The organism is Burkholderia sp. BCC0044, assembly GCF_902832955.1.
GTDB lineage: Bacteria > Pseudomonadota > Gammaproteobacteria > Burkholderiales > Burkholderiaceae > Burkholderia.
The window spans coordinates 299,918-325,348 of the sequence record NZ_CADFDO010000005.1 but is presented as its reverse complement, the minus strand read 5'-3'; the positions used below and the strand labels follow the sequence as shown (position 1 = coordinate 325,348).

General features: G+C 68.7%; 26 protein-coding genes. 18 read left to right on the top strand and 8 right to left on the bottom strand.

Annotated elements, in window-relative coordinates:
* The first annotated feature begins 80 nt into the window (after window positions 1–80).
* Genes HWX14_RS29480 through HWX14_RS29460 form a run of 5 tightly spaced genes read left to right on the top strand, consistent with a single transcriptional unit; the run spans window position 81 to window position 5,165 of the window.
* Window positions 81–1,091, top strand: a complete 1,011-nt coding sequence (locus HWX14_RS29480) for an ABC transporter permease subunit (RefSeq protein ID WP_050014245.1) — start codon at window positions 81–83, stop codon at window positions 1,089–1,091.
* A 4-nt stretch (window positions 1,092–1,095) separates the two neighbouring features.
* The gene (locus HWX14_RS29475; RefSeq protein WP_175885830.1) at window positions 1,096–2,013 is read left to right on the top strand and encodes an ABC transporter permease subunit; all 918 of its coding nucleotides are present in this window, start codon (window positions 1,096–1,098) and stop codon (window positions 2,011–2,013) included.
* A 2-nt stretch (window positions 2,014–2,015) separates the two neighbouring features.
* Window positions 2,016–3,014: an ABC transporter ATP-binding protein gene (locus HWX14_RS29470; RefSeq protein WP_027810244.1), complete on the top strand. Its 999-nt coding sequence runs from the start codon at window positions 2,016–2,018 to the stop codon at window positions 3,012–3,014.
* Entirely contained in the window at window positions 3,011–4,027 is a 1,017-nt protein-coding gene (locus tag HWX14_RS29465) for a peptide ABC transporter ATP-binding protein (RefSeq protein WP_175885829.1), read from the top strand. Before HWX14_RS29470 ends, HWX14_RS29465 begins: the two co-directional genes overlap by 4 nt.
* A complete protein-coding gene (locus tag HWX14_RS29460) occupies window positions 4,020–5,165 on the top strand; it encodes a TraB/GumN family protein (protein WP_175885828.1) in 1,146 nt (381 codons plus the stop codon). The genes HWX14_RS29465 and HWX14_RS29460 overlap by 8 nt, the downstream gene beginning before the upstream one ends.
* Window positions 5,166–5,732: 567 nt before the next feature.
* Here HWX14_RS29460 and pxpA read toward each other — a convergent pair.
* Genes pxpA through pxpB form a run of 3 tightly spaced genes read right to left on the bottom strand, consistent with a single transcriptional unit; the run spans window position 5,733 to window position 8,274 of the window.
* Window positions 5,733–6,497 (bottom strand): 5-oxoprolinase subunit PxpA, encoded by a 765-nt coding sequence (gene pxpA / locus HWX14_RS29455; protein WP_175885827.1) that lies wholly within the window; start codon window positions 6,495–6,497, stop codon window positions 5,733–5,735.
* Window positions 6,498–6,553: 56 nt separating this feature from the next.
* Window positions 6,554–7,621 (bottom strand): biotin-dependent carboxyltransferase family protein, encoded by a 1,068-nt coding sequence (locus HWX14_RS29450; RefSeq protein WP_175885826.1) that lies wholly within the window; start codon window positions 7,619–7,621, stop codon window positions 6,554–6,556.
* Complete coding sequence (gene pxpB, locus HWX14_RS29445; protein ID WP_175885825.1) at window positions 7,618–8,274, bottom strand: 5-oxoprolinase subunit PxpB; 657 nt, start codon at window positions 8,272–8,274, stop codon at window positions 7,618–7,620. The genes HWX14_RS29450 and pxpB overlap by 4 nt, the downstream gene beginning before the upstream one ends.
* 149 nt (window positions 8,275–8,423) lie before the next feature.
* Between pxpB and HWX14_RS29440 the strand changes: the two genes are divergently transcribed.
* Window positions 8,424–8,936 carry a winged helix DNA-binding protein gene (locus tag HWX14_RS29440; RefSeq protein ID WP_208449967.1) on the top strand — a complete coding sequence of 171 codons (513 nt, stop codon included), beginning with the start codon at window positions 8,424–8,426 and terminating at the stop codon, window positions 8,934–8,936.
* Window positions 8,937–8,993: 57 nt separating this feature from the next.
* Here the strand turns inward: HWX14_RS29440 and HWX14_RS29435 are convergent, their stop codons facing one another.
* Entirely contained in the window at window positions 8,994–9,602 is a 609-nt protein-coding gene (locus tag HWX14_RS29435; protein WP_175885824.1) for a 5-formyltetrahydrofolate cyclo-ligase, read from the bottom strand.
* An 8-nt stretch (window positions 9,603–9,610) separates the two neighbouring features.
* Here HWX14_RS29435 and HWX14_RS29430 point away from each other — a divergent pair, with 8 nt between their 5' ends.
* The 4 genes from HWX14_RS29430 (at window position 9,611) to HWX14_RS29415 (ending at window position 14,527) form a co-directional block, all read left to right on the top strand.
* Window positions 9,611–11,563 carry a lytic transglycosylase domain-containing protein gene (locus tag HWX14_RS29430; RefSeq protein ID WP_175885823.1) on the top strand — a complete coding sequence of 651 codons (1,953 nt, stop codon included), beginning with the start codon at window positions 9,611–9,613 and terminating at the stop codon, window positions 11,561–11,563.
* A 52-nt stretch (window positions 11,564–11,615) separates the two neighbouring features.
* On the top strand, window positions 11,616–12,575 hold the full coding sequence (locus tag HWX14_RS29425; protein ID WP_175885822.1) for a complex I NDUFA9 subunit family protein: 960 nt from the start codon (window positions 11,616–11,618) through the stop codon (window positions 12,573–12,575).
* A gap of 66 nt (window positions 12,576–12,641) precedes the next feature.
* Entirely contained in the window at window positions 12,642–13,289 is a 648-nt protein-coding gene (locus HWX14_RS29420) for a glutathione S-transferase family protein (RefSeq protein ID WP_175885821.1), read from the top strand.
* Entirely contained in the window at window positions 13,286–14,527 is a 1,242-nt protein-coding gene (locus HWX14_RS29415) for a multifunctional CCA addition/repair protein (RefSeq protein ID WP_175871703.1), read from the top strand. Before HWX14_RS29420 ends, HWX14_RS29415 begins: the two co-directional genes overlap by 4 nt.
* 87 nt (window positions 14,528–14,614) lie before the next feature.
* Here HWX14_RS29415 and HWX14_RS29410 read toward each other — a convergent pair whose 3' ends face one another.
* Window positions 14,615–15,394: an XRE family transcriptional regulator gene (locus tag HWX14_RS29410; RefSeq protein ID WP_175885820.1), complete on the bottom strand. Its 780-nt coding sequence runs from the start codon at window positions 15,392–15,394 to the stop codon at window positions 14,615–14,617.
* Window positions 15,395–15,770: 376 nt separating this feature from the next.
* Here HWX14_RS29410 and HWX14_RS29405 point away from each other — a divergent pair, with 376 nt between their 5' ends.
* Complete coding sequence (locus HWX14_RS29405) at window positions 15,771–17,621, top strand: M24 family metallopeptidase (RefSeq protein WP_175885819.1); 1,851 nt, start codon at window positions 15,771–15,773, stop codon at window positions 17,619–17,621.
* A 66-nt stretch (window positions 17,622–17,687) separates the two neighbouring features.
* On the opposite strand, the gene HWX14_RS29400 is transcribed toward HWX14_RS29405, so the two are convergent.
* The 3 genes from HWX14_RS29400 to flgA all read right to left on the bottom strand — a co-directional run bounded on the left by HWX14_RS29400 (window position 17,688) and on the right by flgA (window position 19,877).
* Entirely contained in the window at window positions 17,688–18,128 is a 441-nt protein-coding gene (locus HWX14_RS29400; RefSeq protein ID WP_175885818.1) for a flagellar protein FlgN, read from the bottom strand.
* A 78-nt stretch (window positions 18,129–18,206) separates the two neighbouring features.
* Window positions 18,207–18,536 (bottom strand): flagellar biosynthesis anti-sigma factor FlgM, encoded by a 330-nt coding sequence (gene flgM, locus HWX14_RS29395; protein WP_175885817.1) that lies wholly within the window; start codon window positions 18,534–18,536, stop codon window positions 18,207–18,209.
* Window positions 18,537–18,653: 117 nt separating this feature from the next.
* Complete coding sequence (gene flgA / locus HWX14_RS29390) at window positions 18,654–19,877, bottom strand: flagellar basal body P-ring formation chaperone FlgA (protein ID WP_175885816.1); 1,224 nt, start codon at window positions 19,875–19,877, stop codon at window positions 18,654–18,656.
* Between the two features lie 203 nt (window positions 19,878–20,080).
* On the opposite strand from flgA, the gene flgB reads away from it, so the two are divergent.
* Genes flgB through flgH form a run of 7 tightly spaced genes read left to right on the top strand, consistent with a single transcriptional unit; the run spans window position 20,081 to window position 25,427 of the window.
* Entirely contained in the window at window positions 20,081–20,569 is a 489-nt protein-coding gene (flgB, locus tag HWX14_RS29385) for a flagellar basal body rod protein FlgB (protein ID WP_027807823.1), read from the top strand.
* A 51-nt stretch (window positions 20,570–20,620) separates the two neighbouring features.
* Window positions 20,621–21,046 (top strand): flagellar basal body rod protein FlgC, encoded by a 426-nt coding sequence (gene flgC, locus HWX14_RS29380; protein WP_027785673.1) that lies wholly within the window; start codon window positions 20,621–20,623, stop codon window positions 21,044–21,046.
* Window positions 21,047–21,099: 53 nt separating this feature from the next.
* Window positions 21,100–21,846, top strand: a complete 747-nt coding sequence (locus tag HWX14_RS29375; protein ID WP_175885815.1) for a flagellar hook assembly protein FlgD — start codon at window positions 21,100–21,102, stop codon at window positions 21,844–21,846.
* Window positions 21,847–21,873: 27 nt separating this feature from the next.
* Entirely contained in the window at window positions 21,874–23,115 is a 1,242-nt protein-coding gene (flgE, locus tag HWX14_RS29370) for a flagellar hook protein FlgE (protein WP_175885814.1), read from the top strand.
* A gap of 19 nt (window positions 23,116–23,134) precedes the next feature.
* Window positions 23,135–23,893, top strand: coding sequence for a flagellar basal-body rod protein FlgF (flgF, locus tag HWX14_RS29365; protein WP_175885813.1), 759 nt, complete (start codon window positions 23,135–23,137; stop codon window positions 23,891–23,893).
* Window positions 23,894–23,927: 34 nt separating this feature from the next.
* On the top strand, window positions 23,928–24,716 hold the full coding sequence (gene flgG, locus HWX14_RS29360; protein ID WP_174390313.1) for a flagellar basal-body rod protein FlgG: 789 nt from the start codon (window positions 23,928–23,930) through the stop codon (window positions 24,714–24,716).
* A 21-nt stretch (window positions 24,717–24,737) separates the two neighbouring features.
* Window positions 24,738–25,427: a flagellar basal body L-ring protein FlgH gene (gene flgH, locus HWX14_RS29355; RefSeq protein WP_175885812.1), complete on the top strand. Its 690-nt coding sequence runs from the start codon at window positions 24,738–24,740 to the stop codon at window positions 25,425–25,427.
* Window positions 25,428–25,431: the final 4 nt, after the last annotated feature.

Here is a 25,431-nt window from a genome sequence, read left to right as displayed (position 1 = left end):
TTGAAATCATCCGGCGGCGAGGGGCCAAAAGCCCTTCGTCGCCGGTCGCACATTTTCCCCAAGAAAATACGAGACGCATCATGTTCAGATTCGTGTTGCGCCGCGTGGGGATGGTGATCCCGACTTTCATCGGCATCACCATCCTGGCGTTTGCGCTGATTCACCTGATACCGGGCGACCCCATCGAAGTGATGATGGGCGAGCGCGGCGTCGATCCCGCGATGCACGCGGAGGCGATGAAACGCCTCGGGCTCGACCAGCCGCTGCCCCTGCAGTACATCCACTACATCGGCCGGGCGCTGCATGGCGACCTCGGCATGTCGATCATCACCAACACGAGCGTCGCGGGCGAATTCTTCGCGCGCTTCCCGGCAACCGTCGAGCTGTCGCTGTGCGCGCTCGTGTTCGCGCTCGCGGTCGGGCTGCCGGCCGGCGTGATCGCCGCGCTGCGGCGCGGCTCGGTCGTCGATCACGGCGTGATGGGCACCGCGCTCACCGGCTATTCGATGCCGATCTTCTGGTGGGGGCTGATCCTCATCATGGTGTTCTCGTCGTATCTCGGCTGGACGCCCGTGTCGGGGCGCATCGCGGTCGAATACGATTTCCCGCACCCGACCGGCTTCATGCTGATCGACGCGCTGCTCGCGCCGGACGAAGGCTCGTTCAAGTCGGCGGTGAGCCACCTGATCCTGCCCGCGATCGTGCTCGGCACGATTCCGCTCGCGGTGATCGCGCGGATGACGCGCTCGTCGATGCTCGAGGTGCTGCGCGAGGACTACATCCGCACCGCCCGCGCGAAAGGGCTGTCGCCCGTGCGCGTGGTCGTCGTGCATGCGCTGCGCAATGCGCTGATCCCGGTCGTCACCGTGATCGGCTTGCAGATCGGCACGCTGCTTGCCGGCGCCGTGCTGACCGAGACGCTCTTTTCGTGGCCCGGCGTCGGCAAGTGGCTGATCGATGCGATCGGCCGCCGCGACTATCCGGTCGTCCAGGGCGGCATCCTGCTGATCGCGACGCTCGTGATCGTCGTGAACCTGGTCGTCGACCTGCTGTACGGCGTGCTGAATCCGCGCATCCGCCACACGAGGTAATTCCATGAGCAATCTGCAAAATACCCTGCCGAGCGAATCCGCGCCGGCCGGCGGCCGTGCGCTCGCGCTGCGCGAGTTCTGGGCCAACTTCTCGCGCAACCGCGGCGCCGTGTTCGCCGGCATCGTCGTGATCGTGCTGATCGCAGTCGCGTTGCTCGCGCCGCTGATCGCGCCGCACAGCCCGGTCGAGCAATACCGCGACTACGTGAAGATCCCGCCCGCGTGGCTCGCCGGCGGCAACTGGCAGTTCATCCTCGGCACCGACGAAGCGGGCCGCGACATTCTCTCGCGGCTGATGTTCGGCGCGCGGATGTCGTTCTGGATCGGCTTCGTGTCGGTCGTGCTCGCGCTGATCCCCGGCATCGTGCTCGGGCTCGTCGCCGCGTTCTTCCAGAAGTGGGCCGACACGCCGGTGATGCGCATCATGGACGTGCTGCTCGCGCTGCCGTCGCTGCTGCTCGCGGTCGCAGTCGTCGCGATCATCGGCCCGGGCCTGACCAACACGATGTTCGCGATCGCGATCGTCGCGCTGCCGGCCTACGTGCGCCTCACGCGCGCATCGGCGCTCGGCGAGCTGCAGAAGGAATACGTGACGGCCTCGCGCGTGGCCGGCGCCGGCACGCTGCGCCTGATGTTCTCGCAGGTGCTGCCGAACTGCACGGCGCCGCTGATCGTGCAGGCGACGCTCGGCTTCTCGTCGGCGATTCTCGACGCGGCCGCGCTCGGCTTCCTCGGCCTCGGCGTGCAACCGCCGACCGCCGAGTGGGGCGCGATGCTCGCGTCGGCGCGCGACTACATCGACAACGCGTGGTGGATCGTGACGATGCCCGGCCTGTCGATCCTGATTTCGGTGCTCGCGATCAACCTGCTCGGCGACGGGCTGCGCGACGCGTTGGATCCCAAACTGAAGCGGATGGCGTGACCATGAGCCAAAATCTCCTGACCATCCGCAATCTCGCGGTGAACTTCAACGGCCTGCCCGCGGTCGACCGGATCAACCTGTCGGTCGCGCCGGGCGAGGTGGTGGGCGTCGTCGGCGAATCGGGCTCGGGCAAGAGCGTGACGATGATGGCGCTGATGGGCCTGATCGACGCGCCGGGCAAGGTGACGGCAGATGAAGTCACGTTCAACGGCGTGGATCTCTTGAAGGCGTCGCCGAAGGCGCGCCGCAAGATCGTCGGCAAGGACATCGCGATGGTGTTCCAGGACGCGCTGACGAGCCTGAATCCGAGCTATACGGTCGGCTACCAGATCAAGGAAGTGCTGAAGCTGCACGAAGGGCTGCGCGGCGACGCGCTGCACCGGCGCGCGCTCGAACTGCTCGACCAGGTCGGCATTCCCGATGCGAAGAACCGCATCGCGTCGTTCCCGCACCAGATGTCGGGCGGGATGAACCAGCGCGTGATGATCGCGATGGCCGTCGCGTGCAACCCGAAGCTCCTGATCGCCGACGAGCCGACCACTGCGCTCGACGTGACGATCCAGGCGCAGATCATGGATCTGCTCGTGAAGCTGCAGAAGGAACGCGGGATGGCGCTCGTGCTGATCTCGCACGATCTGGCCGTGGTGTCCGAGGTCGCGCATCGCGTCGCGGTGATGTACGCGGGCGAGATCATCGAGACCAACCGCGTGCCCGACATCTTCCGCGCGCCGCATCATCCGTACACCGAAGCGCTGCTCGCGGCGATTCCCGAGCACAATCAGGGGGCGCGTCGCCTTGCCGCATTGCCCGGCATGGTGCCGGGCCGCGATGATCGCCCGTCCGGGTGCCTGTTCGCGCCGCGCTGCAAGTACGTCGTCGACGATTGCCGCAAGGCGCGGCCGGCGCTCGACACGCTGGTGCCGGCCAACGATGCGATGCGCGCGCGCTGCATCAAGCCGCTCAATGTTTCCAACCTCGACCTGACGGGAGGCGCACGATGAATGCTGTCCACGAAACGCCTCGCGCACCGCACGACGAGGAAGCGGTACTGGTGGCCGACGGCCTCGCGAAGCACTATTCGGTGAAGCGCGGGATGTTCGGTCAAGGCACGGTGAAGGCGCTGAACGGCGTGTCGTTTTCGCTGAAGCGCGGCAAGACGCTCGCCGTCGTCGGCGAGTCGGGCTGCGGGAAATCCACGCTCGCGCGTCAGCTCACGATGATCGAGACGCCCACTGCGGGCAGCCTGACGATCGACGGCAAGAACGTCGCCGGCGCGAACCGCGAGACGGTCGCCGACCTGCGCCGCCGCGTGCAGATGGTGTTCCAGAACCCGTTCGCGTCGCTCAATCCGCGCAAGACCGTCGAGCAGACGCTTTCCGAGCCGCTCGAGATCAACACGACCCTGACGGCCGCCGAGCGCGCCGCGCGCATCGCGCAGATCATGCGCACGGTCGGCCTGCGGCCCGAGCACGCGAAGCGCTATCCGCACATGTTCTCGGGCGGCCAGCGCCAGCGGGTCGCGATCGCGCGCGCGATGATCCTCGATCCGCGCATCGTCGTCGCCGACGAGCCGGTGTCCGCGCTCGACGTGTCGATCCAGGCGCAGATCCTGAATCTCTTCATGGATCTGCAGGAGCAGTTCAAGACGAGCTACGTGTTCATCTCGCACAACCTGTCGGTGGTCGAGCACGTCGCGGACGACGTGATGGTGATGTACTTCGGCAGCGTCGCCGAGCTCGGCGACAAGGCGACGATCTACGCGCGGCCGCGCCATCCGTACACGCGCGCGCTGATGTCGGCGACGCCGGCGATCTTCGAGGAAGACCGCCGCGTGCAGATCAAGCTGCAGGGCGAGTTGCCGTCGCCGCTCAATCCGCCGTCGGGCTGCGCGTTTCACCAGCGCTGCCCGTACGCGGTCGAGCGGTGCCGTGTCGAGGAGCCGCAATTGCGCGAGGTCGACGGCCGGCGCGTGGCCTGCCATCGCGCCGAGGAGGTCGGGGAGGAGAATGCCTGAAGCGTTGGCGGCGCGCGTGTCCGGCGTGCGCCGTGCGGGAGCAGGCGGTGCGCGCGCGATGCGCGCGTACCGCTACGCGCGGCGCTGGAGCGTGCGTACCGTCACGGGCGCGGCGCTGGCCGGCGCGTGCGTGGCGGCCAGCGTCGTGGTCCCCGTCGAACCGGCGCGCGCCGAAGGGCGTGCGTCGGCGACTTCGCCGATTCATCCGTCGCAGGTGCCGCCGCCCGGCATGAGCCTGCCCGGCTTCCATGCGCCGGCCGGGTCCGACGGCACCGTGTCGCGCGGCACCGTGCGCGTGCAGCCGGCGCGCATGCCGTTCTACGTCGCGACCCGGGGCAAGGTCACGCTCTACGTGCTCGGCACGCTGCACACGGGCGCCCCGTCCGATTACCCGAGCGCGCAGCCGTTCCGGCCGCAGATCCTCGCGGCGCTCGCCGCGTCGCCGACGCTCGCGCTGGAGCTGTCGCCCGACGATCTGCTCGAATCGCAGGACGACGTGTCGAAGTACGGCGTGTGCCGCTACCCGTGCCTGCAGCGCCTGCTGCCCGAGCCGCTGTGGCAGCGGCTCGCGGCGCGCCTGCGCGGCAACCCGGCCGCGCTCGCCGAGATCCGCAAGATGCGGCCGTGGCTCGCGGCGCTCGTCGTCGAGACCTACGATTCGCTGTCGGCCGGCCTGCAGACCGAATACGGCACCGAGGCGCAACTGCAGAACGTGTTCCTGAAGCGCAAGGGCGGCCGCGTGATCGGGCTCGAGACGCTCGCCGAACAGATGCGCGCGTTCACCGGGCTCACGCTCGCCGAGCAGCGCGAGATGCTCGCGCAGGACATGGTGCAGACGCCCGCGCAGAACGCCGACGACATCAAGGCGCTGCACCGACTGTGGCGAATTGGCGACGCCGATGCGATCTCGGCCTGGGCCGTCGCGAAGAGCGAACGGCTCGCGCGTTCGAAGGCGTTGTCGGCGTCGCTCGACAACAAGATCGTGTACGAGCGCAACCGCCGCTTCGTTGCACGGATGACGGCAATCGCCGCGCCGAACCGGCCGCTGTTCGTCGCGATCGGCGCGCTGCATCTGGGTGGCCCGCGGGGCGTGCTCGAATTGTTGCGCCAGCAAGGATACCGGGTCGACGCGAACTGATCGCGCCTGGCTGCCCGCGCCGATCTTCCCCTGTTTGATCGACGTCGCGCGCGCCGCGCGAGGCGCCTGCACGCTGGCGTCGGCCGATAAGGAAAACCCTTGAATCATCGGAAAATAGCGTTTAAAACGATTGACATCCCGTTCGGCCGATATCTATTCTTCATCCCACAAGTTGAAAAATTGAAAAGAATAGATAAGTTCTACGGGGTAGCAGAAATAAAGCGCGGGGTGAGCGTCGCCGGCACGTGAAGCACGTGCCGGCCGCGGAGAGTCTGCATGCACGGCGGGGCCAATCGTCGTCGCACAACACAGGCATGCGGGCCGACTTGCACATAAGCGACGTTCCGTCGTCTGACCGGGGAAGGCAGTGATCGGGCGGCGGCGGACGTTTTTTAATCCGGAATGTTTTTCCGGTCACCGTCGAAAGACGGTTTCGGGGGATGAATCGACAGACGGCGAAGCCGCAGCGATTGCATCAACGTAAAAGCGCCACGAGGGCGCTTTTTTCTTTGGTGCGACGAAAACGTGCGATGCGGGCACAACGTCGCGAATGCGTCGAATGCCTCGTTACGCACCTTCGTCGGCCTGCACCGTCCCGGGCGCAACCACGTCGACGCCGGCGGCCTCGAGCGCCGCGCGGATCCGCTTCGCGAACGCCAGCGCATGCGGCCCGTCGCCATGCAGGCAGACGGTCTGCGCATTGAGCGGCACCCATTCGCCGCTCAGCGCGCGCACCTGCCGGTTGCGCACCATGTCGAGCGTACGCGCGAGCACCGCGTCTTCATCGTCGATCAACGCGCCGGGCTGGCTGCGCGGTACCAGCGAGCCGTCCGCGCGGTAGCCGCGATCGGCGAACACTTCCTCCACCGCCGCGAGCCCCGCCTGCCGCGCGGCCGCGATGAACACGCTGTTCGCGAGCCCGAACACCGCGAGCGACGGATCGAAGTCGTGGATCGCGGACACCACCGCGTCGGCGATCAGCGGGTCGCGCGCGGCCTGGTTGTACAGCGCGCCGTGCGGTTTCACGTGCGCGATGCGCCCGCCCTCGGCCTGCGCGATCGCCGACAGCGCGCCGAGCTGGTACAGCACGCCCGCATAGATGTCGCCGGCCGGCAGCTGCATTTCCTTGCGGCCGAAATTCTCCGGATCGTGAAAGCTCGGGTGCGCGCCGATCGACACGCCTTTCTGCACGGCCCAGCGCACGCAGTCGCGCATCGCGTTCGCGCCGCCTGCGTGCCACCCGCATGCGATGTTCGCCGACGTGACGAGGTCGAGCAGCGCCTCGTCCGATCCGCATCCTTCGCCGAGATCGGCATTCAGATCGATTTCCATATGTTCCTCGTCCACTGGTTGCGTGGCGCGTCCTTCGCTACCGCTTTCCGCCATTGTCACGCCGCGCGCGATTGCGTGCGGCGGCGCGCTTCCTCGCGCATCTCGATCGCGACGTCGATCTGCCGCAGGTACGCCCGTTCCGCGACGAGGGCGGCGCGCGCGGCGTCGGGCGTCGTGCGCACGAAGCGGATCGGCAGGTTGAGCCGCGCCTGCGCGAGCTTCCACAGATCGGCGCGGATCACCGTGCCGATCTTCGGATAGCCGCCGGTGGTCTGCGCGTCGTGCATCAGCACGATCGGCTGGCCGTTCGGCGGCACCTGGATCGTGCCGGGCAGCACCGCGTGCGACAGCAGCTCGACCGGCCGCTCGCGCACGAGCTCGGCGCCGGCGAGGCGATAGCCCATCCGGTTGCTGTTCGCGGTGACGAGCCATTCCTCATCCCAGAACGCCTGCTGCGAATCGGCAGCGAACGACGCGTAGTCGGGGCCCGGCAGCACGCGCACGGGCATCGCCCACGGCGCATGCGCGGGGCGGTGACGGCGCGGCGGCTCGTCGACGCGCACGAACGCGCACCACGCCGGCGCCTTCACGCCGAACTCGGGCGCGTCGGCCGCAAGGCAGCCGGCGCCGGCCGGCGGCACGCCGACCGGGAGCCGGTCGCCGTCGCGCAGCGTGCGGCCGCCGAGGCCGCCGAAGCGCGACGCGAGATCGGTGCTGCGCGAGCCGAGCATCGGCAGCACGTCGATGCCGCCCGCGATACAAAGATAGCCGCGCATCCCGCGTTTCGCGGCCGGCAGCACGAGCGTCTGGCCGGCGTCGACCGGCAGGCTCCACCACGAATACACGGGCTTGCCGTCGAGCGTCGCGCCGAATTCGGTGCCGGTGATCGCGATGCGGGTGGCGCGCGTGAAGCGGAACGTGGCGGGGCCGATCGTGATTTCGACGGCCGCCGCGTCGGGGCGGTTGCCGACCAGCCGGTTGCCGACCTCGAGCGCGAGGCCGTCGAGCGCGCCGCCTTGCGCGACGCCGAGATGGCGCGTGCCGCGGCGGCCGAGATCCTGCACGGTCGACAGCGGGCCGGCCCGCACCACCTCGATGGTGCCCGGTGCGTTGCTCTGGGTCATCGTGCGTCGACTCCGGCAATGGTGAAGCGTACGCGGTCGCCCGGCAGCAGCAGCGTCGGCTGCGGCCGCGCCGGATCGAACAGCACCTGCGACGTGCGGCCGATCAGTTGCCAGCCGCCGGGCGACGTGGCCGGGTAGATGCCCGTTTGCGCGCCGCCGATGCCGACCGAGCCGGCCGGCACCTCGAGGCGCGGCGCCGCGCGGCGCGGCGTGTGCAGCGCGGCGTCGAGGCCGCCCAGATACGCGAAGCCCGGCTGGAACCCGACGAAGAACACGACGTACGCGCCGGCCGCGTGGCGCGCGACGACCTCGTCGGCCGACAGGCCCGTGTGGGCGGCGACGGCGGCGAGATCGGGGCCGGCGGCGCCGCCGTACTCGACCGGGATCTCGACCTCGCGGCCGTCCGCGTGCTCGACGTCGGCCGTCTCCCACGCGTCGCGCAGCGCGGGCGTGAGCGAGTCGGCCGTCGCGGCGAGCGGGTCGAACACGATGGTCAGGTTGTTCATGCCGGGGACGACGTCGATCACGTCGGGCCACGCGCGCGCGGCCTCGGCCACGGCCCAGACGCGGCGCTGGCAATCGAGCGTGGCGGGCGGCGGCACCTCGCAGACGAGGGCGGCATCGCCGAGCGGATAAATGCGGGGTTGCGTCATCGGACTGGCACGGTTCGGACGGCAATGTTAGCGCACATTGTCAATAAAATATCGACAACTTCTCAATAAGCGTTTTCGCCTAGCTCGTGGGCCGGGGCTTCTGGCGTACACTCGGGCACATCCTGTCATCCGGCTTGCGCCGCCTTTCCATGAAGCGTCCTGCGACCAAGATCGTGTCATCCGAACACCTCGTTTCCGATTCGAGCGCGGAACTGTCGGAGCTCGAATACGGGCTCATCATGGCCGGCAACGCGTTCAACCGCTGGATGGTGCGCTGCATGTCGGCGGCGGGCGCGAAGGACATGACGGCGGTCGAGGTCTCGCTGCTGCATCACGTCAGCCATCGCGAACGCAAGAAGAAACTCGCCGACATCTGCTTCGTGCTCAATATCGAGGATACGCACGTCGCGACCTATGCGCTGAAAAAACTGATCGCCCGCGGCTATGTGAAGAGCGAGAAGAACGGCAAGGAAGTGTTCTTCTTCGCGACCGACGCGGGCCGCGACCTGTGCCTGAAGTACCGCGAGGTGCGCGAGCATTGCCTGATCGAGACGCTGAAGGACAGCGGCCTCACCAACGCGCAGATCGGCGACGCGGCGCAGTTGCTGCGCCACGCATCGGGCCTCTACGACACGGCCGCGCGCGCGGCGGCGTCGCTGTAAATAAACGATGACGGAAACGGTCGGGGCGCGGCGACGGTCTCGGCGCCACTCGCGGCATCATCCGGCGGCCGGGTAGAGCGCACCGTCGGTGACGATCCAGCGCAGCGCGAGATCGTGCGCCTCGGCCGGCAGCGCATCGACGCGGCACGCTTCGTACGCGATGCCGACCGTCACGGGCAGCGCGTCGCCCGGCCATGCGGCGAGCGTGCGGTCGTAGTAGCCGCCGCCGTAGCCGAGCCGGTAGCGCTGCGCATCGAATCCCACGCACGGAATCAGCAAAAGATCGGGCACGACGACGATTCCCGACGCAGGTTCCGGAATCCGGTGATGACCTTCGCGCATCGGCGTGTGCGCATCCCACGCGTGGAACGCGAGCGGCGTGTGACGCTCGCCGATCACCGGCAACGCGGCGCACCGGCCGGGCCCTGCCGCGCACCATGCGAGCACGGCATCGCGCGCATCGAATTCACCGGGCAGCGGCCAGTAGAACCCGACCGTGCGCGGCGCCAGGCGGTCGAGCAGCATGCGCAGCCGCGCATCGAGCGCGGCGTTCGCGGCGGGCTGCGACGCGGCGTCGCGACGCGCGCCGGACAGCGTTTTGCGCAGCGCAACCTTCGGGTTCGGCACAGGGTTGCGTGCTATGCTTTCGCTCACTTCGTGCTCCATTCAAAACGATGTCGAACAGCCTTTTCCGAGTATATCGCGCGGTCGCGCTCGCGCTTTCGGCCGCCGCGCTCGTCGCCGGCACGGCCGCATGCGCCGCACCGAACGACGACACGCTCGCCGGGGACGACCAGATCTTCGTGCAGCTTCGCGAAGCCGCACGCCGCAACGACGCCGCGAAGGCCGCGCAGCTCGCGTCGATGATCCCGAACTATCCGGTGCCGTCCTACGTCGAGTATTTCCAGATCAAGCCGCAGTTGTTCGATTCGACGGGCCGCGCGCGCGTCGATGCGCCGGACGCGCCCGTGCAGTCGTTCCTGCAGCGCTACGATGGCCAGGCGATCGCCGATCGCCTGCGCAACGACTACCTGCTCGTGCTCGGCGCGCGCCACGACTGGCGCAACTTCGACGATCAGTACAAGCGCTTCGTGCTCGACGACGACACGCAGGTCAAGTGCTATGCGCTCGAATCGCGCGCGGCGCGCAACGAGAACGTCGCCGACGCGGCGCGCGCGCTGCTCGTCGAGCCGAAGAACTACGGCGATGCGTGCGTCGACCTGATCACCGCGCTCGCCGTCAACCAGCAGTTCACGAGCGACGACGTGTGGCAGCAGGCGCGCCTCGCGTACGAGCAGAACTACACGACGCTCGGCGGCAAGATCGTCGACGCGCTCGGCCCGCGCCCGATCGCCTTCGACCAGGCGACGAGCGCGCCGCCGCTGTATCTCGCGCGCGGCGTCGGCGCCGATGCCGCGTCGCATCAGCTCGCGCTGATCGCGCTCAGCCGCATGGCGCGCAACGATCCGGACGCGGCCGCCGGGATGCTGACGACGGTCGCGCCGTCGCTGACCAAGCAGGAGCAGGCGATCGCGTGGGGCGCGATCGGCTACCAGGGCGCGATCAAGCGCTCGCCGATGGCATCGGTCTGGTACGCGAAATCGGCGAACGCGCCGCTGTCGAACCCGGGCTACGAATGGCGCACGCGCGCCGCGCTGCTCGCCGGCAACTGGCCGATGGTGCGCTGGTCGATCGAGCAGATGCCGCCGTCGCTGCGCAACGATCCGGCGTGGATCTACTGGCATGCGCGCGCGCTCAAGCAGAGCGGCGACACGCTCCAGGCGAACCAGGAATTCGAGCAGGTCGCCGGCCAGTTCAACTTCTACGGGCAGTTGGCCGGCGAAGAGCTCGGCCAGCGCACGACGATCCCGCCGCGCACGAAGGTGAGCGACGCCGAGATCGACGCGATGGGCAAGATCCCGGGCTTCGCGCTCGCGCAACGCTTCTACGCGCTGAACCTGCGCCTCGAAGGCAATCGCGAATGGAACTGGCCGCTGCGCGGAATGACCGATCGCCAGCTGCTCGCGGTCGCCGAATACGGCAAGCGCGTCGAGCTGCTCGACCGCACGGTCAACACGGCCGACCGTACGAAAGCCGAGCATGATTTCACGCTGCGCTATCCGTCGCCGTACCGCACGACCGTCGAGCGCTATGCGCAGTCGACGGGCCTCGACGTCGAATGGGCGTACGGGCTGATCCGCCAGGAATCGCGCTTCATCATCAGCGCGCGTTCGTCGGTGGGCGCGGGCGGCCTGATGCAGCTGATGCCGGCGACGGCCCAGATGGTCGCGAAGAAGCTCGGCATGGGCACGATCTCGCGTGCGCAGATGCACGACATCGACACCAACATCCAGCTCGGCACCTGGTATCTCGCGGACATCTACAACAACTTCGACAGCTCGCCGGTGCTCGCCACCGCCGGCTACAACGCGGGCCCGGGCCGGCCGCGCCAGTGGCGCCAGGTGTTGACGCAGCCGGTCGAAGGCGCGATCTTCGCGGAGACGATTCCGTTCAACGAGACGCGCGATTACGTGAAGAACGTGCTGTCGAACACCGTCTACTACGCGGCGCTCTTCGAGGGCAAACCGCAGTCGTTGAAGAAACGTCTAGGCATGATCTCGCCCTGATACACCGAACTGCCGCGCGAGACGCGGCAGTGTTCTTTTGAGGGTCACAAACATGGATCGCCAGACCGTCGCGCTGCTGGGCGGCACCGGCTTCATCGGCAGCCGGCTCGTCAATGCGCTGATCGACGCCGGCAAGCAGGTGCGGATCGGCACGCGACGGCGCGACCACGCGCGCCACCTGCAGATGCTGCCGGTCGACATCGTCGAACTCGACGCGCTCGATACGCGCACGCTCGCGCGCTTCGTCGCCGGCGCGCACGCGGCGATCAACCTGATCGGCGTGCTGCACGGCGGCCGCGGCACGCCGTACGGGCCCGGCTTCGAGCGCGCGCACGTCGCGCTGCCGGCCGCGCTCGCGACCGCCTGCACCGAGGTCGGCGTGCGGCGCCTGCTGCACATGAGCGCGCTCGGCGCCGATTCGCACGGCGCGAGCATGTACCAGCGCTCGAAGGGCGACGGCGAAGCCGCGCTGCATGCGGTCGCGGCCACCGATTCGCTCGCGCTGACGATCTTCCGTCCGTCGGTCGTGTTCGGCCCCGGCGACGCCTTCCTCAATACGTTCGCGAACCTGCAGCGCACGGTGCCCGTGCTGCCGCTCGCGATGCCCGACGCGCGCTTCCAGCCGGTGTTCGTCGGCGACGTCGTGCGCGCGTTCGTCAACACGCTCGATCTCGCGGGCGCGCACGGCAAGACCTACGAACTCGGCGGCCCGACCGTCTACACGCTCGAGCAACTGGTGCGCTATTGCGGCACGCTGGTCGGCCGGCAGGCACGCATCGTGCGGCTGCCCGACGCGCTGGCGCGGCTGCAGGCGCGCGTATTCGAATGCCTGCCCGGCGAGCCGGTGCTCACGCGCGACAATCTCGCGACGATGTCGGTGCCGAACGTGCTGTCGGGGCCGCTCGCGCCGGAACTCGGGATCTCGCCCGCGAGTCTCGAAAGCATTGCGCCCGCGTATCTCGGCGAAGCGACCGGGCGCTCGCGGTTCGACTGGTTCCGCTCGCGTCGCTAGCCCGCGCGCGGCGCCGCCGGCCGGCTCCTTTCTTTTTCTTTTTTTCGCGTTTTCCGGAACCCCGTCATGAAGCTCGTCATTGGAGACAAGAACTACTCGTCGTGGTCGATGCGGCCGTGGCTGCTGCTCGCGCATTTCGGCATCCCGTTCGACGAGATCGTGGTCGAGCTGCGCCGCGACGACACGGCTTCGCGCATCCGCGAATACTCGCCGACCGGCAAGGTGCCGTGCCTGGTCGACGATCACGGCTTTGCGATCTGGGATTCGCTCGCGATCGCCGAGACGCTCGCCGAGCGCTATCCGCAATTCCCGATGTGGCCGGCCGACCCGCTCGCGCGTGCGCATGCGCGCTGCGTGTCCGCCGAGATGCATTCGGGCTTCGCGGCGCTGCGCACGCAGATGGGCATGAGCATCCGCGCGTCGATGCCGGGGCGCGGCGCGACGCCGGAGGCGCTCGCCGACGTCGCGCGCATCGACGCGCTGTGGAGCGAATGCATCGAGGCGTCGGGCGGGCCGTTCCTGTTCGGCGAATTCGGCGTCGCCGACGCGATGTATGCGCCCGTCGTGATGCGCTTCAACACGTATGCGCCGGCGCTGTCGCCGGAGGCGGCCGGCTATGCGGCGCGCGTGACCGCGCTGCCGGCCGTGCAGCGGTGGATCGATGCCGCGCGCCGTGAAACCAACGTGATCGCCGAATACGAGCCGCAGCCATGAACATCTACGCAGTAGGCGGAGCGATCCGCGACGAATTGCTCGGCGTGCCGGTGCAGGACCGCGACTACGTGGTGGTCGGCGCGACGCCCGAGCAGATGACCGCGCAGGGCTTCCGGCCCGTCGGCAAGGATTTCCCGGTGTTCCTGCACCCGCAGACGCAGGAGGAATACGCGCTCGCGCGCACCGAGCGCAAGACGGCGGCCGGTTATCACGGCTTCCAGTTCCATTACGCGCCGGACGTGACGCTCGACGAGGATCTCGCGCGGCGCGACCTGACGATCAACGCGATGGCGCGCGAGGTGAGCCCGGAAGGCACGCTGGTCGGCCCGGTGATCGATCCGTTCGATGGGCAGGCCGACCTGCGCGCGCGCGTGTTCCGGCACGTGAGCGACGCGTTCGTCGAGGATCCGGTGCGGATCCTGCGCATCGCGCGCTTTGCCGCGCGCTTCGCGGATTTCACGGTCGCGGACGAAACGCTCGCGCTGATGCGGCGGATGGTCGACGCGGGCGAGGTCGACGCGCTCGTGCCCGAACGCGTGTGGCAGGAAATCGCGCGCGGGCTGATGGAGGCGACGCCGTCGCGGATGTTCGCGGTGCTGCGCGAGTGCGGCGCGCTCGCGCGCATCCTGCCGGAGGTCGATGCGCTGTGGGGCGTGCCGCAGCGCGCCGATTACCACCCGGAAGTCGACACCGGCGTGCACGTGATGATGGTCGTCGACTACGCGGCGAAGCAGGGCTATTCGCTGGCGGTGCGCTTCGCGGCGCTTACGCACGATCTCGGCAAGGGGACGACGCCCGCGGACGTGCTGCCGCGCCACGTCGGCCACGAAAGCCGCAGCGTCGAGCTGCTCAAGCCATTGTGCGAGCGGCTGCGGGTGCCGAACGAATGCCGCGATCTCGCGCTGGTGGTCGCGCGCGAGCACGGCAACCTGCATCGCGTGATGGAGATGGGCGCGGCCGCGCTGGTGCGGCTCTTCGAGCGCAGCGACGCGCTGCGCAAGCCGGCACGCTTCGCCGAGCTGCTGCAGGCCTGCGAATCGGATGCGCGCGGGCGGCTCGGGCTCGATGCGCAGCCGTATCCGCAGGCCGAGCGGCTGCGCGTCGCGCTCGCGGCCGCGCGCAGTGTCGACGCCGGCGCGATCGCACGCGGCATCGGCAACGATACGGAGAAGATCAAGGAAGCCGTGCATCGCGCGCGGATCCAGGCCGTCGCGCAGGCGCTCGCGATCGGCGAGTAGTCGGCGAGTAGGCGGCGAGTAGGCGGCGAGTAGGCGGCGAATGGTCGGCGCGGAACCGGGTGCGCGGCGTGCGCGCCCCGTCGGCCGTTACGGTTTCTTCCTGCGCGCCGGGGTCGCGGCCGCCGGGCGTTTGCCGGCGGCGGCGCGCGGCTTCGCCGATCTCTTCTTTTCGGCTGCGCCAACCTTGGACGGCCGCGCCGCGGCGGCGTCGCGGTCATCCCGTTCGGGCGCCGGCGCGCGACGGCTCGCGCGCGGCTCGGCGGCCGCGGGCCGCCGGGTGTCCGTCGTCGCGGCCACCCATTCCGCGGAACTATCGTCGAACAGCGGCAGCGTGCTGACGGTGATCAGCTCGACGGGCCCGTCGCCGACGTTGGCCACGCGATGCCGCTTGCGCGCGTCGAAGTGCAGCGAGTCGCCGGGCGTCAGCGGGTAATCCTTCCTGCCGACCGTATAGCAGACGCGGCCGGCCAGCACGTACACGAATTCGTCGCCGCCGTGCGCGACCCATTCCGACCGGTAGCCTTCCATCATCTGCACCTTGAGCGCGTTGATCTGGCTGCCGTCGAACGTGGTGGACAGCCGCTCGTACCACTGCGACGCGGCGTGGAGCGCGTACGGCTTGCGGCTGCCTTCGTGTGAATCGGGCTGCGCCTGGCGCGGCTGCTCGATCAGCGCGCCGAGCGGCACGCCCAGCGCCTTCGCGACGTTGACGAGCGACGACAGCGAAATGCCCGTCAGATGACGCTCGACCTGCGACAGGAATCCGACCGACAGTTTCGCTTCGGTCGCGACTTCCAGCAGCGTCTTCTTCGCTTCCCGGCGCAGGCGGCGAATGCGCTGGCCGATACGCATGAGGTCTGAATCCATGAATCTCTTTCGTGGCAACGAGTCGGGGCGCGGTCGCAGCGGCGATGCGGTCGCCGGGGCGGCGAGGCCGGCGCATTGTACCGCGCAGCGTCGCCGGGCGAATTCACGGTGTGCCGGAATCCGCAGGCGGCGCGCCGATTTTAGTCCTACGAAAATTTTGGCTTGACCTCGATTTCGGCCTGCTCTAGATTCTGTCGCGCATCAAACAAAGTTAAGTGAGACAAAAATTTCCCGAGGGGCTGCTGCTGGAACGGCGCCGCGGCCCGGCCGCGCGTCGTGCCGTGCGCGCTTCGCGCCGCCGCGACGGGGGGTGTCGGGCCTGCGCGATGCCGCGCCACGCCGCCGGCCGCAGACAACAATGAATAACGGGCATCCGATGATCGATCGACTGAAATACAGCTTCTCCGACCTTCCGCCGTACGACGCGTCCGTCGCCGCGGCGCAGGCCGGCCTGTCGCGCCTGCTCGATGCCGCGCGACTCGATGCGGTGGTGATCACGTCGCAGGACGAATACGTGACCGAGTATCTGCCGCGCGGCAACAACCCGCGCTACGCGGTGTCCGGCTTCGACGGCTCGGCCGGCTGCGGGATCTTCCTGAGCGCGGCGACCGCGCAGGCGCTCGGCGTGCCGCCGTTCGTGCTGTTCGTCGACGGCCGCTATCACTTCCAGGCCGACGAGCAGTGCGATCCGGCGCACGTGCGCGTCGAGAAGCTCGGCATCGACGTGACGATCTGGCAGGCGATGGCCGACTGGCTGGTCGCGCACGCGAGCCGGCTCGCGCGGGTCGGCTACGACGCGCGGCGGATCAGCGTCGCGCAGCGCAACCGGCTGTTCGAGCAGACGCAGGCCGCGACGCTCGACTGGACGAGCCTCGCCGATCGCGAAATCGACCGCGCGATCGCGCTGCCGGGCTGGAACGTCGAGCGGCCGATCTTCGAGATCCCGGCCACGATGACCGGCCTGAGCGTCGTGCAGAACCTCGACGCGCTGAACCGCCGGCTCGCCGCGCATACCGGCGCGGCCGGCGGCAAGACCGCGTTCTTCACCTGCGCGTCGGACGATCTCGCGTATCTGCTGAACAGCCGCGGCTATCACATCCCGAACGCGTCGTCGCACCTCGGCTTCCTGTTCGCGGTCGGCGGGCGGGTGGCGTTGTTCCTCCCGGAAGGCTGCGACCGCTGCGACGTCGCGCTCGATTCGTATCCGGCGCTGCAGGTGATCCGGCGCGACGTCGCGGCGCTCGAGCGCTTTCTCGCGCAGTTCGCGGTCGAGCACGTGTGCTACGGCTTCGAATCGGTGAACTGCGCGCTCGTCGACGCGGTGAAGCGGGTGTGGCCGCATGCGCGGCATGCCGATTTCAACCCGGTCGAGGCGATGCGGGCGAGCAAGACGCCGGCGGTGCTCGACCAGTTTCGCGACGCGTTCGCGCGCAGCTCCGCGGCGATCGCCGAGACGATGCGCTGGGCGAAGACCGGCGAGCCGGGTGTGCGCCACACCGAGTACGACCTCGCGCGCACGATCAACGACGCGTACGGCGCACGTTCGGCGGTCGCGCTGTCATTTCCGTCGATCGCGGCGAACGGCGCGAACAGCGCGTTCGCGCATTACACGGCGGCGAGCGCCGAGGTTGAGCTGATCGAAGGCGAACTCGTGCTGCTCGACAGCGGCGCGTACTACGAAGCCGGCTTCGCGACGGACTGCACGCGCGTCGTGCTGCGCCGTACGCGGGCGGACACGGTCGCGCAGCCGTGGCAGCGCGAGATCTACACGGTCGCGCTGAAGGCGTGCATCAAGGGGCTCGTCGCGCGTTTTCCGGCGAGCGCGACGGGCGGCGACGTCGATGCGCTCGTGCGGCAGGTGTGTCGCGATCACGGCTACGATTTCGGCCACGGCACCGGGCACGGCGTCGGGATTCACGTGCACGAGGGCGGCGTGCGGTTCGCGCCGGGCGCGCGGTACGGGCTGGTGCCGAATGCGGTGATTTCGGTCGAGCCGGGCATCTACCTGCCGGGCAAGGGCGGCGTGCGGATCGAGAACATCGTGATCGTGCGGGCGGACGACGCGCAGCCGGACACCGTGACGTTCGAGAACATCGTGACGGTCGGCTACGACTGGGACCTGATCGATCTGGATCTGCTGGACGACGCCGAGCGCGCGTACCTGCGCGACTACGAGCGGCTGTGCGTGGAGCGCGGCACGCAGGTCACCGCGTGCCCGCTGCTGTAACGAAGGTAACGAAGAGGAAGGCAGGGGCGCGGCCGCCGGGCGGCCGCGCGGCGCGATGTCGGCCGGTCAGCGCGTGAGCGCCGACACGCGCCCGTCGGGGCCGTACACGCCGGCCGGCGCGGGCGCCGAGCGCAGCACCGCGAGCGCGCGCTCGTTGTAGTCCATGCGGATCCGGATCAGCATCCCGTTGTTCGCGTTGGCCTGGCGCGCGCGTTCGGCGGCCTGTTGCAGCAGTTGCCAGCGGCTCGCGAGGCGCGCATCGCGCTCGGCCGCCTGATCCATGCCTTTCTTGCCGGCCGGAAAGCCGAGCGCGGAAAGCTGCGTGTCGCGCGTGCGTTCGAGCTGCGCGAGCCGGTCGATCAGTTCGCCTTTCTTCTCGACGATGCCGGGCAGCATCTCGAGCGGCTCGGCCGTCGTCAGCGCCTTTTCCTCGTAGACGAGCAGGGACGCGAACGCTTCGACCGTCGCGTGTTCGTCGTTGACCGTGGCCAGCAGCTCTTCTCTCATCGCGTCATGCTCGTCACGCCGGTGCGTGCGATGTCGCGCGCGCCGGCAAACCGGGTGACCCGGCCACGAGGCCGGGGATTAGCTGCCCTGCGGGCGCTGCTGCTGCAGCAGTTCGCGGGCGGTGTTCAATACGCCGTCGGCAATCTTGTTCGCGTCGATCGTCAGCGTGCCGTTGTTCAGCGCGTCCTTGATCGACTGGACCAGGCCCGTGTCGATATCGGCGTCGCCCGACGCGGATACCGAACGCAGCTGGCCGGACAGACCCGACAGGTTCACGGTCGTGTCGCCGCCGGTCGATCCTGCATCGGCTGCCTGCGCGGACGACTGGGCCGTGCCGGACGGCGCACGGGCCGCGCCGTTGCCGGTCGGCGCGAGGGGGCTCGGTTTCGGAGTGGAATCGATCTTCACGATGGGTTTCCTGTACGGTTTGACCCAGATAACGGCCGGGTCGGCCCGAACTTTAGCATCGCGAGCCCGAAATGCTCCGAATAAACAATTCTTTACATTCTTGCGCCGGCGCCGCCCCTACAGCGGAATTTCGACGGTGCCGGCGTCCTTGACGATCGCCGTGACGATCTGGCCCGCTGCCATCCGCACCCGCACCGACTGGCCGGGCGCCGCGTTCGCGAGCACGCTGCCCTCGGCCGAAATCGTGAAGCCGGGGCCGGCCGCGACGACCCGCACCGTCTGGCCGGCCGACACCGATGCCGCGCTCTTCAGCATGTCCTGCCGCAGCGGCAGCCCGGCCGAGATGCGCGCGAGCGCGGTCGCGCCGACGGCTTGCGCCGGATCGGTGATCACCGCGAGCGGCAGCACCGTCAGGTCGCCGTCGCGCGCGACCAGGTCGGCCGCGGAGAGCGGCTCGCCGGGCGCGATCTGGCGCGCGGCGACGTAATAGGTGGCCTGCACGGCGACCTTCGCCTGCAGGTAGACGGTCCACGGCCGCTCGCCCGCGCAGCGCACGCCGACCGTCGTGCGGCCCCACAGGCGCGCGCCGGTCGGCAAGAACGGTTCGAGTGTCGTGCACGCGGCGAGCCCGCGCGGAAAGGCGGTCGTGACGGTCGCGGTGGTCTTGCCGGGCAGGCCGGCGATCTGCTGCTGCAGGAACGCGAGCGCCGCGCGCCGGATCGCTTCCGGGTCTTGCTGGCCGGGCGGCGTCGCGGGCTGGGCCGCGGCGGCAGCCGGGGCCGGGTTCACGGAAGCGGCCGCCGTGCGCGGCGCCGCTGCGGCTGATGCGGCACGAGTCGCCGCCGCCAGCCGGGCTGAGGCTGCCGGTTGCGGCGCCGGCCGCGCGGAAATCGATGCGGATTCGGCCGTGCCGGCCACGACCGTCGCGATCGCGGCGGGGTCCGTCGCACGCGGCGGCGCGCCGTACCCGGCGTTCGCGCGGGCGGCTGCGTAGACCGGGGCCGGTGCAGCGGCCGGCGGCGGAACGCTCGTCACGACCATCTGGCTGGCCGGTTGCGCCGCATAGCCACCGCCGGTCGCGGCGCTCGCCCCGCCGACCGCGCGCTGCGGGCCCGAAGCCGAAGCCGAAGCGACTTCCGCATTCCCGCCGAACTGCCCGTTGCTCGCCGCATTGGCATGCGCGAGCGCGGTCTCGGCCGTCTCGCCGCGTCCGGGAATCACGATCATCCCGTCGTCCGCGTGCACGGCAGGCGCGGCGATCCACAGCGCCGCGGCGAGCGCGAACGCACGCCGGACGTGCGTGAGCCGCCCGTTGCTGTCGCGAAGTGCGCCGCCCGTCATCGCCGTGTCCTCGATCCGTTGATCCGCTTTGCATTCTAGGGAGCCGGGGCGTCGCGCAAACGATGAATAGAGGGGGCCTTTGCCGCGTTATTCGTCCGATTGCCGGTTGCGTCCCGCGCCTACCATCGCTGTCATGGAAAAAAGCCTCTCGAGTCGCCATCGGCGCGAGGGGCGTGCAGCGCTTCATACGGAGAGACGCACACATGCTGGACAAACTCGATGCGGAATTCGCGTTCGGCCGACAGGCGCTCGACGTGCGCGCCTACCGGCAGGAACTGCTGTCGTCGAACATCGCGAACGCCGACACGCCCGGCTACCAGGCCCGCGACGTCGATTTCGCGTCGACGCTCGCGCGCTCGCTGAAGCAGACGAGCGGCGGCCTGGCGCCCAGCAACGCCGCGCAACTGCCGATGACGCAGCCGGCCGGCGTGACGAGCGGCATGTCGATGGTGTCGACGGCGGCGGGCCACATGGCCGGCACCGCGAAGCTGATCCCGACCGGCGGCCCGGCGGACGACTACGGCCGCGCGCAGTACCGGATGCCGCTGCAGCCGTCGCTCGACGGCAACACGGTCGATCTCGACGTGGAGCGCGTGCAGTTCGCGAACAACGCGCTGCACTACGAAACCGGGATGACCGTGATGACCCAGCAGATCAAGGCGATGATCGCCGCGATCACGACGAACTCGTAACGAACTCGTAAGCGCCGCTTCCGAATCCGGACCCCAGCACAAGGAGCCTCCATGCCTTCGTTGATGAACATCTTCGGCGTCGCCGGTTCGGCGCTGTCCGCGCAATCGCAGCGCCTGAACGTGACCGCGTCGAACCTCGCGAACGCCGACAGCGCGACCGGCCCCGACGGCAAGCCGTACAAGGCCAAGCAGGTCGTGTTCGCGACCGACCCGCTCGGCGGCGCGCGCAGCGCGTCCGGCCAGGGCGTGGGCGGCGTGCGCGTGACCAAGGTGATGGACGACCCGTCGCCGATGAAATCGACCTACGACCCGGCGAACCCGGCCGCCGACGCGAACGGCTACGTGCAGATGCCGAACGTCGACCCGGTGCAGGAGATGGTGAACATGATCTCGGCGTCGCGCTCGTACCAGGCCAACGTCGAGACGCTGAACACCGCGAAGACGCTGATGCTCAAGACGCTGACGATCGGCTCGTAAGCCGCGCGCCGCCCGACTTACCGACCCGACAGTTCCGACAGAAGGCCAACAGGATGACTTCCTCCAACACGACGATCGGCAGCAACGGCACCAACGTGTCGACGCTGCCGACCGACACGATGAACACCAACAACGTGTCGTCGACCAACGGCACGTCGGCGAGCGACCTGCAGGCGACGTTCCTGAAGCTGCTCGTCACGCAGTTGCAGAACCAGGATCCGACGAGCCCGGTCGACAGCTCGCAGATGACGTCGCAGCTCGCGCAGATCAATACGGTGAGCGGCATCGCGCAGCTGAACACGTCGCTCACGTCGCTGTCGACGCAGCTCGCGGCCGGCCAGCAGACGCAGGCCGCGCTGCTGATCGGCACGAACGTGCTCGCGCCGGGCAATGCGGTCGCGGTGAAGAGCGGCGCGGCGTCGCCGTTCGGCGTGTCGCTCGCGGGCTCGGTGTCGAACCTGACGATCACCGTGAAGAACTCGGCGGGCGCCGTCGTGAACACGATCAACGCGGGCGCGCAGTCGGCCGGCACCGTGCCGTTCAACTGGACGCCGACCGACGCGGCCGGCAACGCGCTGCCGGACGGCACGTATACGGTCAGCGCGTCGTATACCGACAGCGCCGGCACGCCGCAGGCGGCCACGACGCTCGCGGCCGCGCAGGTGCAGAGCGTGGTCAAGCAGGCGGACGGCACCGCGGGGCTCGTGCTGTCGAACGGCACGACGGTGGGGCTTACCCAGGTTGCGTCGATCTTCCCGAACACGAAGTCGTCCACGTCCGGCGACACCACCACCAACTGATCGAGCTTTCTCGTCACGGAGAACGAAATGGGTTATCAACAGGGTCTGAGCGGCCTCGCCGGCGCATCGAACGCGCTGGACGTGATCGGCAACAACATCGCGAACGCGAACACGGTCGGCTTCAAGTCGAGCACCGCGCAGTTCGCCGACATGTACGCGAACTCGGTCGCGACGTCGGTCAACACGCAGATCGGCATCGGCACGACGCTGAACTCGGTGCAGCAGCAGTTCGGCCAGGGCACGATCAACACGACGAACTCGTCGCTCGACGTCGCGATCAACGGCAACGGCTTCTTCCAGATGTCGAACAACGGCGTGACGACGTACTCGCGCGACGGCACGTTCCAGCGCGACAAGAACGGCTACATCGTCAACGCGCAGGGCATGAACCTGATGGGTTACATGGCCGACAAGAACGGCGTGATCAACACCGCGCAGACCGTGCCGCTGCAGGCGCCGACCACCAACATCGCGCCGACCGCGACGACCAAGATCAACGGCCAGTTCAACCTGAACTCGCAGGACACGGTGCCGGCCAAGACGCCGTTCAACGCGACCGACACCACGACCTACAACTACTCGACGTCGATCCAGGTGTACGACTCGCTCGGCGGCTCGCAGGCGGTCAACATGTACTTCGTGAAGTCGTCGGCCGGCACGTGGGAAGCGTACGCGGGCGTGCAGGGCGGCACGACCAACGATCTCGGCACGATCACGTTCAACTCGGCGGGCGCGATCCAGAGCACGACGACCGGCACGCCGGCCACGCCGACCGCATCGCTCGGCCAGTTCCAGTTCACGGTGCCGAACACCGACGGCTCGGCGACGCCGCAGAGCCTCACGCTCGACCTGACCGGCACGACGCAGTACGGCGGCAAGGACGGCGTGAACAACCTCGCACAGGACGGCTACGCGAGCGGCACGCTCACCACCTATTCGATCGGCACCGACGGCAAGCTGACCGGCAACTACTCGAACGGCCAGACCGCCGTGCTCGGCCAGATCGCGCTCGCGAACTTCAACAACCCGAACGGGCTGGTGAACCTCGGCGGCAACCAGTATGCGGAATCGGCCGCGTCAGGCGTGCCGCAGGTGTCGGCGCCGGGCAGCACGAACCACGGCACGCTGCAGGGCAGCGCGCTCGAGAACTCGAACGTCGACCTGACCTCGCAGCTCGTCAACCTGATCACCGCGCAGCGCAACTACCAGGCGAACGCGCAGACGATCAAGACGCAGCAGACCGTCGACCAGACGCTCATCAACCTGTAAGCGCGGACAACCGGCAGCCATGGACCGACTGATCTATACGGCGATGACGGGCGCGTCGCAGTCGCTCGACCAGCAGGCGATCGTCGCGAACAACCTCGCGAACGCGTCGACTACGGGTTTTCGCGCGCAGCTCGCGACGTATCGCGCGGTGCCGATGAATTTCGGCGACGGCAGCAACATCGACCCGACGACCACGCGCACCTACGTGCTGTCGTCCACGCCCGGCGCCGATTACGCGCCGGGTCCGATCACGCGCACCGGCAATCCGCTCGACGTCGCCGTGCAGGGCGCCGGCTGGCTGTCGGTGCAGACGGCCGACGGCAGCGAGGCGTACACGCGCGCCGGCAACCTGCATGTCGACGAGAACGGCCAGCTCGTCAACGCGAGCAACCTGCCGGTGGTCGGCAACGGCGGCCCGATCTCGGTGCCGCCGAACGCGGAAGTGACGATCGGCAAGGACGGCACGGTGTCCGCGCTGATGCCGGGCGACCCGCCGACGGCGGTCGCGATCGTCGACCAGATGAAGCTCGTCAATCCCGATCCGGCCACGCTCACGCGCGGCAACGACGGGCTGTTCCGCACCGCCGACGGCAATCCGGCCGACGTCGACCCGAACGTGGTCGTCACGCCGAATTCGCTCGAAGGCAGCAACGTGAACCCGGTGACCGCGATGGTCGCGATGATCGACAACGCGCGCGCATTCCAGCTGCAGTCGAAGCTGATCCAGACGGCCGACCAGAACGAGCAGACGGCGAACCAGTTGCTCAATTTCAGCTGAGCGCCCGCGCCAGCCCACGCAGGAGACCTGACAAATGAATCGTTCGCTCTACATCGCCGCGACCGGCATGAATGCGCAGCAGGCGCAGATGGACGTGATTTCGAACAACCTCGCGAACACCAGCACGAACGGCTTCAAGGCGTCGCGCGCGGTGTTCGAGGATCTGCTGTACCAGACCATCCGCCAGCCGGGCGCGAACTCGACGCAGCAGACCGAGCTGCCGTCGGGCCTGCAGCTCGGCACCGGCGTGCAGCAGGTCGCGACCGAGCGCCTGTACACGCAGGGCGGCCTCACGCAGACCGGCAACTCGAAGGATGTCGCGATCAACGGCGCGGGCTTCTTCCAGGTGCTGATGCCGGACGGCACCAACGCGTACACGCGCGACGGCTCGTTCCAGACCAACGCGCAGGGCCAGCTCGTCACGTCGAGCGGCTACCAGATCCTGCCGGCGATCACCGTGCCGCAGAACGCGCAGTCGCTGACGATCGGCAAGGACGGCGTCGTGTCGGTCACGCAGCCGGGCTCGAGCAACGCGGTGCAGATCGGCTCGCTGCAGATCGCGACCTTCATCAACCCGACCGGCCTCGAGGCGAAGGGCGAGAACCTGTTCGCGGAAACGACGTCGTCGGGCGCGCCGAACGTGTCGCAGCCGGGGCTGAACGGCGCGGGCGTGCTCAACCAGGGCTACGTCGAGGCGTCGAACGTGAACGTCGTGCAGGAACTCGTCAACATGATCCAGACGCAGCGTGCCTACGAGATCAACAGCAAGGCCGTGACGACGTCCGACCAGATGCTGCAGACCGTCACGCAGATGAAGAGCTAACCGGAACGTCCCGTCGCAGCCATGAAGCAGGTTCGCCTTTCCTCGTCAGCCACCGTCCGCGCCGCCTGCGCGGTCGCGGTGGCGGCGCTCGCCGGTTGCGCGCAGATCCCGCGCGATCCGATCATCCAGCAGCCGATGACGGCGCAGCCGCCGGCGCCGATGTCGATGCAGGCGCCCGGCTCGATCTACAACCCCGGCTACGCGGGGCGGCCGCTGTTCGAGGATCAGCGCCCGCGCAACATCGGCGACATCCTGACGATCATGATCGCGGAGAACATCAACGCGACCAAGTCGTCGGGCGCGAACACGAACCGGCAGGGCAACACCGACTTCAACGTGCCGACGGCCGGCTTCCTCGGCGGGCTGTTCGCGAAGGCGAACCTGTCGGCGACCGGCGCGAACAAGTTCGCGGCCACCGGCGGCGCGAGCGCGGCGAACACGTTCAACGGCACGATCACGGTGACCGTCACCAACGTGCTGCCGAACGGCAACCTCGTGGTCAGCGGCGAGAAGCAGATGCTGATCAACCAGGGCAACGAATTCGTGCGTTTCTCGGGGGTCGTCAACCCGAACACGATCTCGGGCGCGAACTCCGTCTACTCGACGCAGGTCGCCGACGCGAAGATCGAATACTCGTCGAAGGGCTACATCAACGAAGCCGAGACGATGGGCTGGCTGCAGCGCTTCTTCCTCAACATCGCGCCGTGGTGATGAC

Bases quoted from the DNA above. Each gene is read 5' to 3' on its own strand.
- HWX14_RS29430 (WP_175885823.1), top strand. From the start codon at position 9,611: ATGTCGAACAGCCTTTTCCGAGTATATCGCGCGGTCGCGCTCGCGCTT.
- flgE (WP_175885814.1), top strand. From the start codon at position 21,874: ATGGGTTATCAACAGGGTCTGAGCGGCCTCGCCGGCGCATCGAACGCG.
- HWX14_RS29400 (WP_175885818.1), bottom strand. From the start codon at position 18,128: ATGAGAGAAGAGCTGCTGGCCACGGTCAACGACGAACACGCGACGGTC.
- flgB (WP_027807823.1), top strand. From the start codon at position 20,081: ATGCTGGACAAACTCGATGCGGAATTCGCGTTCGGCCGACAGGCGCTC.
- HWX14_RS29405 (WP_175885819.1), top strand. From the start codon at position 15,771: ATGATCGATCGACTGAAATACAGCTTCTCCGACCTTCCGCCGTACGAC.
- HWX14_RS29460 (WP_175885828.1), top strand. From the start codon at position 4,020: ATGCCTGAAGCGTTGGCGGCGCGCGTGTCCGGCGTGCGCCGTGCGGGA.
- HWX14_RS29480 (WP_050014245.1), top strand. From the start codon at position 81: ATGTTCAGATTCGTGTTGCGCCGCGTGGGGATGGTGATCCCGACTTTC.
- flgF (WP_175885813.1), top strand. From the start codon at position 23,135: ATGGACCGACTGATCTATACGGCGATGACGGGCGCGTCGCAGTCGCTC.
- HWX14_RS29425 (WP_175885822.1), top strand. From the start codon at position 11,616: ATGGATCGCCAGACCGTCGCGCTGCTGGGCGGCACCGGCTTCATCGGC.
- pxpB (WP_175885825.1), bottom strand. From the start codon at position 8,274: ATGACGCAACCCCGCATTTATCCGCTCGGCGATGCCGCCCTCGTCTGC.
- HWX14_RS29420 (WP_175885821.1), top strand. From the start codon at position 12,642: ATGAAGCTCGTCATTGGAGACAAGAACTACTCGTCGTGGTCGATGCGG.
- flgA (WP_175885816.1), bottom strand. From the start codon at position 19,877: ATGACGGGCGGCGCACTTCGCGACAGCAACGGGCGGCTCACGCACGTC.
- HWX14_RS29410 (WP_175885820.1), bottom strand. From the start codon at position 15,394: ATGGATTCAGACCTCATGCGTATCGGCCAGCGCATTCGCCGCCTGCGC.
- pxpA (WP_175885827.1), bottom strand. From the start codon at position 6,497: ATGGAAATCGATCTGAATGCCGATCTCGGCGAAGGATGCGGATCGGAC.
- HWX14_RS29440 (WP_208449967.1), top strand. From the start codon at position 8,424: ATGAAGCGTCCTGCGACCAAGATCGTGTCATCCGAACACCTCGTTTCC.
- flgC (WP_027785673.1), top strand. From the start codon at position 20,621: ATGCCTTCGTTGATGAACATCTTCGGCGTCGCCGGTTCGGCGCTGTCC.
- HWX14_RS29375 (WP_175885815.1), top strand. From the start codon at position 21,100: ATGACTTCCTCCAACACGACGATCGGCAGCAACGGCACCAACGTGTCG.
- flgH (WP_175885812.1), top strand. From the start codon at position 24,738: ATGAAGCAGGTTCGCCTTTCCTCGTCAGCCACCGTCCGCGCCGCCTGC.
- HWX14_RS29435 (WP_175885824.1), bottom strand. From the start codon at position 9,602: ATGGAGCACGAAGTGAGCGAAAGCATAGCACGCAACCCTGTGCCGAAC.
- HWX14_RS29450 (WP_175885826.1), bottom strand. From the start codon at position 7,621: ATGACCCAGAGCAACGCACCGGGCACCATCGAGGTGGTGCGGGCCGGC.
- HWX14_RS29465 (WP_175885829.1), top strand. From the start codon at position 3,011: ATGAATGCTGTCCACGAAACGCCTCGCGCACCGCACGACGAGGAAGCG.
- flgG (WP_174390313.1), top strand. From the start codon at position 23,928: ATGAATCGTTCGCTCTACATCGCCGCGACCGGCATGAATGCGCAGCAG.
- HWX14_RS29415 (WP_175871703.1), top strand. From the start codon at position 13,286: ATGAACATCTACGCAGTAGGCGGAGCGATCCGCGACGAATTGCTCGGC.
- HWX14_RS29470 (WP_027810244.1), top strand. From the start codon at position 2,016: ATGAGCCAAAATCTCCTGACCATCCGCAATCTCGCGGTGAACTTCAAC.
- HWX14_RS29475 (WP_175885830.1), top strand. From the start codon at position 1,096: ATGAGCAATCTGCAAAATACCCTGCCGAGCGAATCCGCGCCGGCCGGC.